Origin of the sequence: Microcella alkaliphila (assembly GCF_004216855.1) — a bacterium.
GTDB lineage: Bacteria > Actinomycetota > Actinomycetes > Actinomycetales > Microbacteriaceae > Microcella > Microcella alkaliphila.
In genome coordinates, this window is sequence record NZ_SGXT01000013.1 from 421,268 (window position 1) to 434,820 (window position 13,553).

17 protein-coding genes are annotated in these 13,553 nt (G+C 68.7%); 14 read left to right on the plus strand and 3 right to left on the minus strand.

Translation table 11 applies throughout. The features are described 5' to 3' along the window. Positions 1 to 4 precede the first annotated feature (4 nt). Positions 5 to 649: a class I SAM-dependent methyltransferase gene (locus tag EV140_RS05440; RefSeq protein ID WP_130281789.1), complete on the minus strand. Its 645-nt coding sequence runs from the start codon at positions 647 to 649 to the stop codon at positions 5 to 7. Between the two features lie 84 nt (positions 650 to 733). Here EV140_RS05440 and hflX point away from each other — a divergent pair, with 84 nt between their 5' ends. Beyond that, positions 734 to 2,275, plus strand: a complete 1,542-nt coding sequence (gene hflX / locus EV140_RS05445; RefSeq protein WP_130281959.1) for a GTPase HflX — start codon at positions 734 to 736, stop codon at positions 2,273 to 2,275. On the opposite strand, the gene lexA is transcribed toward hflX, so the two are convergent. Then, positions 2,272 to 2,949, minus strand: a complete 678-nt coding sequence (lexA, locus tag EV140_RS05450) for a transcriptional repressor LexA (protein ID WP_130281791.1) — start codon at positions 2,947 to 2,949, stop codon at positions 2,272 to 2,274. The two genes, hflX and lexA, sit on opposite strands and share 4 nt — an antisense overlap. Before the next feature lie 283 nt (positions 2,950 to 3,232). On the opposite strand from lexA, the gene EV140_RS05455 reads away from it, so the two are divergent. The 6 genes from EV140_RS05455 (at position 3,233) to EV140_RS05480 (ending at position 7,568) form a co-directional block, all read left to right on the plus strand. Beyond that, on the plus strand, positions 3,233 to 3,607 hold the full coding sequence (locus EV140_RS05455; RefSeq protein ID WP_130281793.1) for a LysM peptidoglycan-binding domain-containing protein: 375 nt from the start codon (positions 3,233 to 3,235) through the stop codon (positions 3,605 to 3,607). A 19-nt stretch (positions 3,608 to 3,626) separates the two neighbouring features. Next, positions 3,627 to 4,718, plus strand: coding sequence for a histidinol-phosphate transaminase (locus tag EV140_RS05460; protein ID WP_130281795.1), 1,092 nt, complete (start codon positions 3,627 to 3,629; stop codon positions 4,716 to 4,718). After that, positions 4,715 to 5,320: an imidazoleglycerol-phosphate dehydratase HisB gene (gene hisB / locus EV140_RS05465; protein ID WP_130281797.1), complete on the plus strand. Its 606-nt coding sequence runs from the start codon at positions 4,715 to 4,717 to the stop codon at positions 5,318 to 5,320. Before EV140_RS05460 ends, hisB begins: the two co-directional genes overlap by 4 nt. After that, complete coding sequence (gene hisH / locus EV140_RS05470; RefSeq protein ID WP_130281799.1) at positions 5,317 to 5,964, plus strand: imidazole glycerol phosphate synthase subunit HisH; 648 nt, start codon at positions 5,317 to 5,319, stop codon at positions 5,962 to 5,964. The genes hisB and hisH overlap by 4 nt, the downstream gene beginning before the upstream one ends. Before the next feature lie 85 nt (positions 5,965 to 6,049). Further along, entirely contained in the window at positions 6,050 to 6,799 is a 750-nt protein-coding gene (priA, locus tag EV140_RS05475) for a bifunctional 1-(5-phosphoribosyl)-5-((5-phosphoribosylamino)methylideneamino)imidazole-4-carboxamide isomerase/phosphoribosylanthranilate isomerase PriA (protein WP_130281801.1), read from the plus strand. Between the two features lie 4 nt (positions 6,800 to 6,803). Then, complete coding sequence (locus EV140_RS05480; protein ID WP_241971308.1) at positions 6,804 to 7,568, plus strand: SseB family protein; 765 nt, start codon at positions 6,804 to 6,806, stop codon at positions 7,566 to 7,568. A gap of 31 nt (positions 7,569 to 7,599) precedes the next feature. Here EV140_RS05480 and EV140_RS05485 read toward each other — a convergent pair whose 3' ends face one another. After that, positions 7,600 to 7,923, minus strand: a complete 324-nt coding sequence (locus EV140_RS05485) for a DUF1844 domain-containing protein (RefSeq protein ID WP_130281805.1) — start codon at positions 7,921 to 7,923, stop codon at positions 7,600 to 7,602. 251 nt (positions 7,924 to 8,174) lie between these two features. On the opposite strand from EV140_RS05485, the gene infC reads away from it, so the two are divergent. The 7 genes from infC to EV140_RS05520 all read left to right on the plus strand — a co-directional run bounded on the left by infC (position 8,175) and on the right by EV140_RS05520 (position 13,387). Beyond that, complete coding sequence (infC, locus tag EV140_RS05490) at positions 8,175 to 8,765, plus strand: translation initiation factor IF-3 (RefSeq protein WP_130281807.1); 591 nt, start codon at positions 8,175 to 8,177, stop codon at positions 8,763 to 8,765. 64 nt (positions 8,766 to 8,829) lie between these two features. Continuing rightward, the gene (gene rpmI / locus EV140_RS05495) at positions 8,830 to 9,027 is read left to right on the plus strand and encodes a 50S ribosomal protein L35 (protein ID WP_096421140.1); all 198 of its coding nucleotides are present in this window, start codon (positions 8,830 to 8,832) and stop codon (positions 9,025 to 9,027) included. A gap of 33 nt (positions 9,028 to 9,060) precedes the next feature. Further along, the gene (gene rplT / locus EV140_RS05500) at positions 9,061 to 9,447 is read left to right on the plus strand and encodes a 50S ribosomal protein L20 (protein WP_130281809.1); all 387 of its coding nucleotides are present in this window, start codon (positions 9,061 to 9,063) and stop codon (positions 9,445 to 9,447) included. Positions 9,448 to 9,551: 104 nt separating this feature from the next. Then, positions 9,552 to 10,367 carry a TrmH family RNA methyltransferase gene (locus tag EV140_RS05505; RefSeq protein WP_130281811.1) on the plus strand — a complete coding sequence of 272 codons (816 nt, stop codon included), beginning with the start codon at positions 9,552 to 9,554 and terminating at the stop codon, positions 10,365 to 10,367. A 16-nt stretch (positions 10,368 to 10,383) separates the two neighbouring features. Then, positions 10,384 to 11,055: a response regulator transcription factor gene (locus EV140_RS05510; RefSeq protein WP_130281813.1), complete on the plus strand. Its 672-nt coding sequence runs from the start codon at positions 10,384 to 10,386 to the stop codon at positions 11,053 to 11,055. A gap of 2 nt (positions 11,056 to 11,057) precedes the next feature. After that, on the plus strand, positions 11,058 to 12,434 hold the full coding sequence (locus tag EV140_RS05515; protein WP_130281815.1) for a sensor histidine kinase: 1,377 nt from the start codon (positions 11,058 to 11,060) through the stop codon (positions 12,432 to 12,434). Next, positions 12,431 to 13,387, plus strand: coding sequence for a TAXI family TRAP transporter solute-binding subunit (locus EV140_RS05520; RefSeq protein ID WP_130281817.1), 957 nt, complete (start codon positions 12,431 to 12,433; stop codon positions 13,385 to 13,387). Before EV140_RS05515 ends, EV140_RS05520 begins: the two co-directional genes overlap by 4 nt. Positions 13,388 to 13,553: the final 166 nt, after the last annotated feature.

Here is a 13,553-nt window from a genome sequence, read left to right on the forward strand (position 1 = left end):
AGAACTACCCGCGCTGCACCCGAATGGGGCCGGTGAGCCCTGAGCGGTTTCGTACCCGCAGCACGCGGTAACCCTTGTTGGTTGCCGCGCGCGTCACCTGCAGCTCGCCGGCGTACTGGTTCTCCATCCAGCGTTGCAGCGAGTCGGAGCCCAGGTTGCGGGCGACGACCAGCCAGGCGTCGCTGCCATCGTCGAGCCGCGGCAGCCATGCATCCAACAATCCGTGCAGTTCACCCTTGCCGATGCGAATTGGCGGGTTCGACCAAATCGTCGTGAACCGTATCTCGCCAGGCACCTCCTCGGGCGCGGCGACCATCACGTTGCCGAGCCCCAGTCGCTCGGCGTTCATCCGCGTCAGCTCGCGTGCGCGCTCGTTGACGTCGACCGCCCACACGCGGGCGCGCGGCGACTTCAACGCCAGCGTCAGCGCGATCGGGCCCCACCCGCAGCCGAGGTCGAGCAGGTCGCCGCCGGGCGCGGGCGCGGGAACGGATCCCAACAGCACCTGGGTTCCGGTGTCGATCGTCGACGGGCTGAACACTCCGCCCGCGGTGACCACGTCGACGGGCTGCCCGTCGAGCTGCACCTGCAGGGTGCGGGGGGTGAAGTCTCCGGCCGGCTGAGCGCTGAAGTAGTGCTCCTGAGCCATGCAGTGAATCTACCGAACGTGAGCACTATGCTGAAGCGAATGATTTCCGACGGTGTGACGCCGGGCGACGAGACCGCCCCCGGCATGAGCGAGGCTCCCGTCGACCACGGGGCCGACGCTGTTGCGCGCGTTCTCGCGAATGCCGACAGCGCCGCACGCCGCGTCAGCATCCGCGAGGGGCGGGCGACGGCCCTGCAACAGCAGAGCGACTACCTCGACGATCGGGATGGCGACCAATTCGACCGGGAAGACCGCGCGGCGCTCAGGCGGGTGCGGGGGCTCTCGACAGAGCTTGACGACGTCACCGAGGTCGAGTACCGGCAGCTGCGTCTGGAAAACGTCGTCTTGATCGGCGTGTACTCCCACGGTTCGCTCGAGGACGCCGAGAACTCGCTGCGGGAGCTTGCTGCGCTCGCCGAGACCGCCGGCGCCGTTGTGCTCGACGGCCTGCTTCAGCGTCGCCCACACCCCGACCCGAGCACGTATCTCGGCAAGGGCAAGGCGGCAGAGCTGGCGTTGATCGTGGCTGAGCTGGGCGCCGACACGGTCGTCGCCGACACCGAGCTCGCGCCCAGCCAGCGCCGCGCCCTGGAAGACGTGGTGAAGGTGAAGGTCATCGACCGCACCGCCGTCATTCTCGACATCTTCAGCCAGCACGCGAAGAGTCGAGAGGGCAAGGCGCAGGTGGAGCTCGCGCAGCTCGAGTACTTGCTTCCGCGCTTGCGCGGGTGGGGTGACTCGATGTCACGCCAGGCCGGTGGCCAGGTGGGCGCCGGGGGCGCCGGTATGGGCTCGCGTGGTCCCGGTGAGACGAAGATCGAACTCGACCGTCGACGCATCAACACGCGCATGGCGAAGCTGCGGCGCCAGATCAAGGGCTTCGCTCCGGCCCGGGCGGCCAAGCGCGCGAATCGCGACCGGTACTCGGTGCCGAGCGTCGCGATCGCCGGCTACACGAACGCGGGCAAGTCGAGTCTGTTGAACCGCATTACGCGGGCAGGCGTCCTCGTCGAGAACGCCCTGTTCGCGACGCTCGACGCGACGGTGCGCAAATCGTCCACGCCGGACGGCCGCCCGTTCACCCTCGTCGACACGGTCGGCTTCGTGCGCAACCTTCCGCATCAGCTGGTCGAGGCGTTCCGCTCGACCCTGGAAGAGGTGGGCGAGGCTGACGTGATCGTCCACGTGGTCGATGGCGCGCATCCCGACCCGGCGGCGCAGTTGGCGACCGTCCGCGACGTGATCGGCAGCGTCGACGCTCGCGACATTCCCGAGATCGTGGCGTTCAACAAGTGCGACCTGATTGACGAGGATGCGCGGCTGCTGTTGCGCGGTCTCGAGCCGACGGCGGTCTTCGTTTCCGCGAAGACGGGTGAGGGCATCGACGAGTTGCGCGCCCGCATCGGCGACGTGCTGCCCGACCCCGACGTCGAGGTTGTCGTCGTCGTGCCGTATGACCGGGGCGAGCTGGTCGCGCTGCTGCATGAGCGCGGCCGCATCCTGTCGACCGAGTACGAGGAGGGCGGCACGCGCGTGCACGCCTTCGTGTCGCCTCAGCACGAGGCGCAACTTGCCGAGTTTGTGGTCGCGGACGCGACCGCTGCTCCGCCGCCGAACGGTTCCTAGACCGAGCGCAGCACCGCGACGACCTTGCCGAGCACCTCGGCGTGGTCGCCGAGGATCGGCTCGTACGCCGTATTGCGCGGCAACAGCCACGTGTGACCGTCGCGCTGACGGAACACCTTGACCGTGGCCTCGCCGTCGAGCATCGCCGCGACGATCTCGCCGTTCTCTGCCGTCTGCTGGCGTCGTACGACCACGAGGTCGCCATCGCAGATGGCGGCGTCGATCATCGAGTCTCCGACGACGGTCAGCATGAACAGTTCGCCGTTGCCCACGAGCGTGCGGGGGAGTGGCACGACTTCTTCCACCATCTGATCCGCCGTGATCGGGATGCCCGCCGCGATGCGACCGACCAGCGGCACCATGGCCGCATCGGCAACCTGGGGAGCATCGGGATCGGGATGCTCGGACGCGGACGGCTCGAGGTCGATGAGAACCTCCATCGCTCGCGGACGATTGGGGTCGCGCCGCAGGTAGCCGCTCAGTTCGAGCTGCCCCAGCTGGTGCGCGACGCTCGAGAGCGACGACAGGCCGACGGCCTCGCCGATCTCACGCATGCTCGGCGGGTAGCCGCGCTGGGCGATTGACGCCTGGATCGCTCGCAGGATTGCCTGCTGCTTGTCGCTCAGCGTGGTGCGGCGACGGGTGCCGCTGCTGCTCGCGGTGCCTTCAGCCATGGGGTTCCCTCGCTCGTCGTGGGTCGCCGCGTGGGCGATGTCGGTGGTCGGTGGTCGACTGTCCGTGGTGTCGAAACTCTATCCAGCAAAACCGTCGCAATCAAACATCTGTTCGAGCGTGTCGGTGGTTCCGGTCACAATTTCGGCAGAAACACTTGAACTCGCGTTCGATCGAATGTATGTTCGGAACACGGGTTCGCATCGCCCCTCCCGGCCGAGGGGCGATGCACCTCCGGCGGACCCCCGCCGCCGGAGGCCCGATCCCTTACACGAGGAGCCCACGATGACCACGATCGACGCAGGTGCTTTCCCCACCATCGTTCGCAGCGCTGACGCCTCATCCGCTCCCGTCGCCACCCGTCTGCGTCTGACGCGGCGCGGGCGCGCCGTCATCACGACGCTGGTCACCGCGCCAATCGTCGCTCTCGTCGTAGCGCTCGCCCTCTCCGGCGGCGAGGCGACCGCAACCTCCGGCGACGTAGAGCTGCCCGTCGTGACCGTCGAGGCCGGTCAGACCCTGTGGCAGCTTGCCGAATCCGTGGCACCCGGCGCCAACCCCGCCGACCTGGTTGCCGACATCATCACCCTGAACGGGCTCGACTCGGCGGCGGTCATGCCGGGTCAGACGCTACTTCTTCCCGAGCGTTACCTCGACTAAGCCGCCCTACGATGGGCACGTGACTCGGCTCGACGACCTGCCTATCCGCGACGACCTGCGCGGGGCGACACCATACGGTGCTCCCCAGCGGCCCGTCCGCATTCAACTCAACGTCAACGAGAACACGCATCCCGTGCCCGAGGCGGTCGTCGCCCACGTGACGGCGGCCGCCGAGCGCGCTGTTCGCGGCGTCAACCGCTACCCCGACCGCGAGTTCACGGAGCTTCGCGAGCACCTCGCCTCCTACCTGAGTGCTGCGGAGCCGGCCGATCCGGTCACGCCCGACCAGGTATGGGCGGCCAATGGCTCGAACGAGGTCATTCAGCACATGCTGCAAGCGTTCGGCGGCCCGGGGCGCCGCATGCTCGGGTTCCCGCCCACGTACTCGATGCACTCGATCATCGCCGCAGGCACTGGAACGGAGTGGATCACGGCCGAGCGCGACGCTGACTTCCGAATCAGCCCCGAGACGGTGCGGTCTGCGATCGAGCGAGCACAACCCGACATTGTCGTGCTGTGCGCCCCCAACAACCCGACGGGCACCCCCCTCGGGCTCGAGACCATTGAGGCCGCCTACGCCGCGACGACCGGCATCTTGCTTGTTGACGAGGCGTACGCCGAATTCATGCCCGAGGGACACCGGTCGGCGCTGTCCCTGCTGCCCGGCCGTCCTCGCCTGGCCGTGTCCCGCACGATGAGTAAGGCGTTCGCATTCGCGGGAGCACGCCTGGGCTACCTCGCCGCCGATCCCGCCCTGATCGACGCCCTCCGGCTCGTGCGGTTGCCGTACCACCTGTCGGCGATCACGCAGGCGGCGGCGGTCGCCGCTCTGCAGCAGGCGCCGACGATGCTCGCGACGGTCGACGCGATTCGCACCCAGCGAGACCGACTGCTGGCCGAGCTGCCCGCACTCGGCTACGCCCCGCATGACAGCTGGGCGAACTTCGTGCTGTTCGGCGGCGTCGACGATCCGGCCGCGACGTTCCACTACCTGCTCGAGCGCGACATCCTTATCCGCGATGTCGGGCTCGCCGGCCACCTGCGGGTCACCGCCGGCACTGAGGCCGAGACCAGTGAGTTCCTCGAGGTGCTCGGTAGGATGCCCAGGTGACCAGCCCCCGCACCGCCGACCTTCGCCGCGAGACGAGCGAGTCGAGCATCCGCCTGTCCCTCGATCTCGACGGCACGGGCCGTTCCTCGATCGACACGACGGTGCCGTTCTTCACCCACATGTTGACGGCTTTTGCGAAGCACGCCCTCGTCGACCTCGATGTGTCCGCCCACGGCGACACGGACATCGACGTGCACCACACGGTCGAAGACACGGGAATCGTGCTCGGCCAGGCCATCGCGAGCGCGCTCGGCGACAAGTCGGGCATCGCCCGCTTCGGCGACGCCCACGTGCCGCTCGATGAGGCGCTCGCGCGCGCCGTCGTCGACGTCTCGGGGCGCCCCTACCTCGTTCACTCGGGCGAGCCCGAGGGCTTTGAGCACCACCTCATCGGCGGCCACTTCACTGGCTCCATGGTGCGCCACGTGTTTGAAGCGATCACCTTCCACGCGGGCCTGTCGGTGCACCTCACCGTGCTCGCCGGTCGCGACCCGCACCACATCGCCGAGGCGCAGTTCAAGGCCTTCGCTCGCGCGTTCCGGAAGGCCGTGGAGCCAGACGCACGCGTGTCGGGTATCCCATCGACCAAGGGTGCGCTCTGAACGCGTCCGGCGCCGCGCCCACCGTCGCGCTGCTCGACTACGGCTCGGGCAACGTGCACTCGGCGGCGAAGGCGATGGAGGCGGCCGGCGCACGCGTGCGGCTCACGGCCGATCGCTCTGCAGTCATGGCGGCTGACGGCCTTCTCGTCCCGGGTGTGGGCGCCTTTCACGCCGTCATGACGGCCCTGAGGGCCGTGCGCGGCGACGAGCTCATCGATCGGCGACTCGCGGGCGGGCGACCGGTTCTCGGCATCTGTGTCGGCATGCAGATCATGTTCGACCGCGGCGTCGAGCGCGGCACGACCTCGGAGGGGCTCGGCGAGTGGCCGGGCACGGTGCGTGAACTGACCGCGCCGGTTTTGCCGCACATGGGGTGGAGCCCGATCGACGCGCCCGCTGAGTCGCGACTGTTCGCGGGCCTGCACGACGAACGCTTCTACTTCGTGCACTCGTACGCGGCAACGGAATGGACGCTCGAGGTGACGAATCCGGCGATCACCGCCCCGTCGGTGACGTGGGCTGAGCACGGCGAACGCTTCGTCGCGGCAGTCGAGAACGGCCCGTTGGCGGCCACACAATTCCACCCCGAGAAGTCGGGCGCGGCGGGTCTCGCCCTCTTGCGCAACTGGGTGCAGGCGCTCTAGCTGGATTTTGCCCCGGGGGCCGAGGGGTAGGCTCGTGTGCTGGCCGTGAGCCCCAATACGTTTGTACCCAGCGAGAAAGTTTCTGATGAGCGAGTTCTCCCGCGTTCCCCACCTCACGTTGCTGCCGGCGGTCGACGTCGCCGACGGCAAGGCCGTTCGACTCACCCAGGGTGAGGCGGGCACGGAGGAGAGCTTCGGTGATCCGATCGACGCGGCGCACGAGTGGGCTGACCAGGGTGCCGAGTGGATCCACCTCGTCGACCTCGATGCCGCCTTCGGCCGCGGTAGCAACCGCTCGATCATCAAGAAGGTCGTCAAGTCGACGCCCAAGCGGGTCAACATCGAGCTCTCCGGCGGCATTCGCGACGACGCGAGCCTCGAGGCCGCGCTCGCGACCGGTGCCAAGCGCATCAATCTCGGCACGGCGGCGCTCGAGAACCCGGAGTGGGCCGCCCACGTGATCGCCGAATATGGCGAGGCGATTGCGGTCGGCCTCGACGTGCGCGGCACGACGCTCGCCGCCCGCGGCTGGACGGAAGAGGGCGGCGACCTGTGGAGCGTCCTGGAGCGCCTCGAAGAGGCGGGATGCGCGCGCTACGTGGTCACGGACGTCACGAAGGACGGAACGCTGAAGGGGCCAAATCTCGACCTCTTGCGCGCCGTGATGGAACGAACGAATCGGCCCGTGATCGCCTCTGGTGGCGTGGCTACCCTTGACGACATCGCCGCACTGCGCGAGCTCGTGCCGCTGGGTCTCGAGGGCGCGATCGTCGGCAAGGCGCTGTATGCCGGGGCGTTCACGCTCCCTGAGGCCCTCGACGTCGCCGGACGCTGATCTCGTGGCGCTTGGTCTGGCCGACTCGGCCGGTCAGCCCTGGAAGGGTCGCTCGTTCGAACCGAACCCCAACGCCGCCGATGACGGTACAGCACCCGCGGCTTTCCTCGAGGCGCACGCCGCGTTTCGCGCGGGCGAGGCGACCATCGTCGATCTCGTGGAGACCATCCGTCGCTGCCGCTTCTTAATTCCGCTGGTGGCGGTCGCGGGGGAGACGGGGCTCGGCCCCGACGGTCAGCTGATCGACAAGTCGCAGGAGCTGTCGATCATCACGGTCGAGGGCCCCGATGGCCGCCCGGTGCTTCCGGTCTTCTCGTCGACCGCCGCGATGGCGGCGTGGCGCGCTGACGCCCGACCCGTCCCGGCCGATGCGGTGCGAGTGGCGCTGGCCGCGGCGTCCGAGAACACCGACCGCGTTGTGATCGATCCCCGGTCCGAGACGCTTGTCGTCTTGCCGAGACCGGCGGTCTGGGCCGTCGCGCAGTCACGGCCGTGGGTGCCCGCCGTCGACGACGACGAGGTCGTGGAGGCGCTGTCGAGACCGGCGAACGAGCATCCCGTCATCTGGGCGGTGTCCGTCGTGCCCGGCGACCCGCGGGCGACCGGTGCGGGGCCCGAAGTGGTCGTGCGTGTGGCGCACAATCCCGATACGCAGCCCGAGGAGGTGCGCGCCGCGTTGTCGGCGATCGGGGCGGCGTGGGCGTCCGATCCCACCGTCGCCGAGCGCGTCGACTCCATCAGCATTCAGCCGATCGCCGCGCCGCGGTAGTCAGCGAACGTCGATCGTCACCGGGCTGCGATCAGGCGACCGGGCCGGTCCACTTCTCGCCCGGCCCCTTGCCGGGAGCGTCGGGGAAGGCCGAGGCCTCGCGGAAGGCGAGCTGTACCGAACGCAGGCCGTCCCGTAGCGGTCGGGCGTGGTGGTCACCGAGTTCGGGGGCGGCGGCGGTGACGAGGCCGGCGAGCGCATTGATCAGCGACCGAGCCTCAGCGAGGTCGATCTCGTTCTCGCCGTTCTCCGACAGGCCGCACTTCACGGCGGCGGCGCTCAAGAGGTGAACGCACGCGGCGTTGATGATCTCAACGGCCGGCACCTCGGCGATGTCGCGGGCGGCGGTGTCCATGATGACCTCGTTCTGCTATTCTTGGGCGGGCTCCGGGGCCGTTTCCCCGGTACGAAAGTGGAGTTCGCTCCCACCCGCGCTTGACCGCACTTAGGTTACCGGGTCGCAATGCCTCCCTCGGCCAGGTCATTCTGCCGAGAGTTAGGGGCTACCGCGGCCGTGCGCGCCGTGGAAACGTCACTCCTCGATCGGGTCCACCGAGACCGTCTCGGCTGGGTTGCCAGCAGTTCTGACACGTCAGAGGAGTCGCCATCAGCGAACCAAGAACCAACGACCGCATCCGCGTCCCCGAGGTCCGCCTGGTCGGGCCGGGAGGCGAGCAGGTCGGCGTCGTGAAGGTTGAAGTGGCTCTGCGCTTGGCGCAGGAGGCCGACCTTGACCTTGTCGAGGTCGCCCCGAACTCGAAGCCGCCCGTGGTGAAGATCATGGACTACGGCAAGTTCAAGTACGAGGCCGCGCAGAAGGCCAAAGAGGCCCGACGCAACCAGGCGAACACCGTGCTGAAAGAGGTCCGGTTCCGTCTGAAGATCGACTCTCACGACTACGAAACGAAGCGCAAGCGCGCCGAGAACTTCTTGAAGGCCGGTGACAAGGTCAAGGCCATGATCCTGTTCCGCGGCCGCGAGCAGTCCCGCCCCGAGATGGGCGTTCGCCTGCTGCAGCGCTTCGCCGAAGACGTCGCCGAACTCGGCGTCGTCGAGAACAAGCCCACGATCGACGGCCGCAACATGACGATGATCATCGCGCCGCTGAAGAACAAGTCCGAGGCAAAGGCCGAGCAAAACCAGGCCCGCGCCGAGGCGAAGGCGGTCCGCCAGGGCCGCGCCGGTGACGACGAGTAGTCACCGCCCCACATCTGACCGCCCGCGAGGGCGCGTGCAGCACCCGCAACGAAACGAGGAAAAGATGCCCAAGCAGAAGACCCACTCCGGGGCGAAGAAGCGCTTCAAGACCACCGGCAGCGGCAAGGTCATGAAGCAGTCGGCCGGCATGCGTCACAACCTGGAGAAGAAGTCGAGCGAGCTGACCCGCCGACTGAACCGCGAGCAGGTTCTCGCGCCCCAGGACGCGAAGGTCATCAAGAAGCTCATCGGCGAGAAGTAACGCCGAGACACGACGAAGTAAGGACGAAAGAAGATGGCGAGAGTCAAGCGGGCAGTCAACGCCCACAAGAAGCGTCGGGTCATTCTCGAGCGCGCCGAGGGCTACCGCGGTCAGCGGTCGCGCCTCTACCGCAAGGCCAAGGAGCAGGTCACCCACTCGCTCGTGTACGCGTACCGCGACCGTCGCGCACGCAAGGGCGAGTTCCGTCGCCTGTGGATCCAGCGCATCAACGCCGCCGCCCGCCAGAACGGCCTGACCTACAACCGCCTCATCCAGGGCCTCGGCCTCGCCGGTGTCGAGGTTGACCGTCGCATGCTGGCCGAGCTGGCCGTCAACGAGCCGGCCACGTTCGCCACGCTCGTCGAGACCGCGAAGAAGGCCCTCCCGGCCGACACCTCGGCCCCGAAGACGGCCGCGTAACCCGCACCGCGCATCCTGATCGATGGCGCGTCCACCCCGTTTCGGGGAGGGCGCGCCATCATCGCGTTAACCGCCTATTCGGTGGCGATCGCTAGCATGAGCGCGTGATCGACAACCCGCGTTCGCCCCGCGTGCGCGCGGCGGCGAAACTTGCGAAGAAGAATCAGCGCGCCGAGACCGGCCTGTTTCTTGTCGAGGGGCCGCAGGCGGTCGCCGAGGCGATCCGCTTCCGCCCCGAGCTCGTCCGTGAGATTTTCGTGACGCCGCAGGCGCGCGATCGCGCGGGCGCCGTCATGCGGGATGCCCGCGCGGCCGAAGTGCGCGTCGAGATCGTGACCGACGCGGTACTCGACGCGATCGCCGACACGGTGACCCCGCAGGGCATGGTGGCGGTCTGCGAGACCTTCCCGTCGTCGCTCAAGGCGATAGTCGCATCCGCCCCGCGCCTGGTCGCGGTGCTCGAAGAGGTGCGCGACCCCGGCAATGCGGGCACGGTGATTCGCGTGGCCGACGCGGCCGGCGCCGACGCCGTCATCTTGACCGGCACGAGCGTCGACCCGTTCAACCCCAAGGCCGTCCGGGCGACGACCGGCTCGCTGTTTCACGTGCCGGTGGTGGTCGGGGTCGATCTCGACGAGGCGCTCGACGCGCTGCGGGGGGCGGGCATTCGCGTGCTTGCCGCCGACATCTCGGGTGACGACCTGCTGGCGGCGCGCTCGGAGGGCGACCTGGACGGCGCGACCGCGTGGTTGTTCGGCAACGAGGCCCGCGGCCTCACGACCGAGCAGTTGACGCGCGCCGATCGCGCCGTGATCGTGCCCATCTACGGCAGCGCCGAGTCGCTGAATCTCGCCACGGCCGCGGCCGTCTGCCTCTACGAGAGCGCATTCGCGCAGCGCGCGGCGGCGGGCGACCAGTGACCCCGCGGGGTGCGCGATGAGCGTGCTGATCGTCGAGGACGACGATCGATTGATGGATGCGCTCCGCGCGTACCTGCGCAAGTCCGGTTACGCGACGACGGGCGCATCGGACGCCGCGCAGGCGATGGAGTCGCTCGGCGCGGACACCGAGGTGGTGCTGCTCGATCTCGGGCTGCCCGACATGGACGGCATCGAGCTGTGCCGGCTCATTCGGCAGCGTTCGGGCGTGCCGATCATCATCGCGACGGCGCGCAGCCAAGTGCAGGAGCGCATCCGCGGGCTGCGTGCGGGCGCCGATGACTTCGTCGTGAAGCCCTACAACGTGCTCGAGCTCGTCGCCCGTATCGAGGCGGTCACGCGCCGGTGGCGCACCGCCGTCGCTGAGCCCGACCACGACCAGGTGATCACCCTCTCAGGCGTGCGCATCGATCTCGCCAGTCGTCAGCTCGCGATTGACGGCGAGAGCGTCGACCTCACGAGAACCGAGTTCGACATCGTCGCGGCCCTCGCGCGATACCCCGGCGTCGTGGTGCCGCGCGAGCGCATCATTCGCGAGGTCTGGCAGACCGACTGGCACGCGTACAGCCGCTCACTCGAAGTGCACGTCGGCTCAATCCGTCGCAAGACGGGCCGCGTTGACGTCATCGAGACGGTCCGGGGCGTCGGCTACCGGATCGTCGGCAGCTGACGGTGCGTCGCCGGCTCGTCGTGGTCTTCCTGGTGCCGCTCATTGCGGTGCTATTGGTGCTGGGCGGCGCGTATGCGTGGAGCGCCGCGCGCAGCATCCAACAGGAACACATCACCGAGCTGGTCGGCGACGTGGCCTACTTTGTGACGAACGCGCGCCAGGCGCTGCGTTCGGGCAGCCCCGAGCTCGTCACCCGCGAGGCCGAGCGCTACGCCGAGGTGTACGGCACGGGCGTCGTCGTGGTCGACCGCTCGGGTGCACCCTGGGCGACGGGCGGCAACGACGCGACAGTGCTCGATGAGGCAACGACGGCGCAGATTCAGCTCGCTCTCGCCGGCCGTCGCGGCGACTTGCCCCAGCCGGGGGCGCCGTGGGAGTTCACCGAGCTCGTCATCGTTGAACCCGTCTTCGATAACGGGGATGCGATCGGCGCGGTCGTCGTGGAGGCCAACGTCGACGTCGCGCGGGAGGCGATTCTTGAACAGTGGGTGCTCGTGCTGTTCGGCGCGGTGCTCGCGACGTCGGTGGGTCTCGTCATTGTGTTCCGGCTGTCCGACTGGGTTTTGCGCCCCCTCCGTCGCATGGACCGCGCGATGGAGGCGATCGAACGCGGCGAGATTGAGTCACGCATTGCGGATGACACGGGCCCTCCCGAGCTGCGCCGCATGATTCTGCTGTTCAACCGCATGGCCGACGAGATTGAGCGCACCATGTCGCGGCAGCAGGAGTTCGCGTTGAACGCCTCCCACGAGCTGCGCAACCCGCTGAGTGCCCTCCTCGTACGCGTCGAGCACTTGGCGACGGGCCTTGGCGATGAGTGGACCCGCGACATCGAGGAGACGCGCGAGGAGGGCAGGCGCATGACGCGCATCCTCGACACCCTGTTGAATCTCGCGCGCAGCGGCCAGCGCGACGCGGTGGCCGATCGCGTCGACATCACCGAACTGGTGCGCAGTCGGCTCGATGCCTGGCGGCAGCGGGCCACGCAGGCACGGGTATCGCTTGTCCTTCGCGGCGATGACCCGGTCTCGCTCGCGACCGACCGCGTGATCGTCGAAAGCGCTCTGGATGCCGTGATCGACAACGCGGTGAAGTTCTCGCCCTCGGGTACGCGCGTCGTCGTCACCGTCGCCGAATCTGACGGCGGCGTCGACATCGTGGTGCGCGACAACGGGCCGGGCGTCGACACCGAGGAGTTGGCACACCTGACCGACCGCTTCTGGCGCAGCCCCCGCAACCGATCGACCCCCGGCTCGGGGCTCGGCCTCGCCATCGCGACCGACCTGGTGCATTCGATTGGCGGCAAGCTGCGCATCGAGGCGCCCGACGGGGGAGGCCTCGCCGTGCACCTGCGACTGAGTCCGGAGCTCGCCGCATGAGGCAGACCCGACGTTCAATCGCGGCGCGGGCGCTCGCCATCGTCGCGGTGATCGCGACCCTGGCAGGATGCGCGCCCTCGCCCGTTCCCGATCGCTTCGCCATCGCGGGCGGCGGCGTCACCGGCGTCTACTACAGCTTCGGAGCCGAGCTCGCGGAGGAGTATTCGGCGCGATTCGGTGCTGCCGTGACGGTTGACGAGACGAACGGCTCGGTCGACAACCTGCAGCGGGTGGGCGACGGCCGCGCGCTGCTCGGTTTCGCGCAGAGCGATGCCGCTGCTGACGCGGTGGCCGGTGCGGGAGCCTTCCCTGAGCCGCTGCCGGTCGCGGCAATCGCGCGGCTGTATGACGAATACGTGCACGTCGTCGTGCGCTCCGACTCCGACGTTGCGCGACTGGCTGATCTCGAGGGGCGCGCCGTGTCCCTCGGCGCACCCGGCTCGGGCGTCAACCTGGTGGCACGACGCGTCTTGGACGCCGCGGGCGTCTCTCCGGCGAACGTCACCGATGAAGAGCTCGGGCTCGCCGAATCGATCGCCGCGCTGCGCGCCGGCGACATCGAAGCGTTCTTCTGGGTGGGCGGGCTGCCGACGCCCGGCCTCACCGAGCTGTTTGCCGACACGCCGTCGCGGCTGCTGTCGATCGAGTCGGCGACCGTCGAGCGGGTGAACGCCGAACACGGCGGCGTGTACCGTCTCGCGGAGTTTCCGATCGGTGCGTACGGTCGCGCGGAGGCGACGGCGACGATGACGGTGCCGAACTATCTGATGGTCGCCGACAGTACGAGCGATGACGAGGTCGTCGCGCTGCTGACATCACTGTTCGATTCGCGTTCTCGGATCGCCGCCGACGTTCCGGCCGCCGCGCTCCTCGACCGACGGCAGGCAATTTTCACCGATCCCGTGAGCCTGCACCCGGGTGCGGTGGCGTACTACCGCGACGCCCGCGACTAGCTCGTCCCGCTGCCGTCGCGAGCTCATTTCGACCGCGTTGCGGGCGCGTTACCCACGCTCAAGAAACGCTCAAGGCCCGTGACCGGTGCCGAGCACCGACCTACCGTGATCCCGTGCCACCACTGTCGGTGCGCAGCATCGCTGGTGGATGCCGGTCGAATTCGAA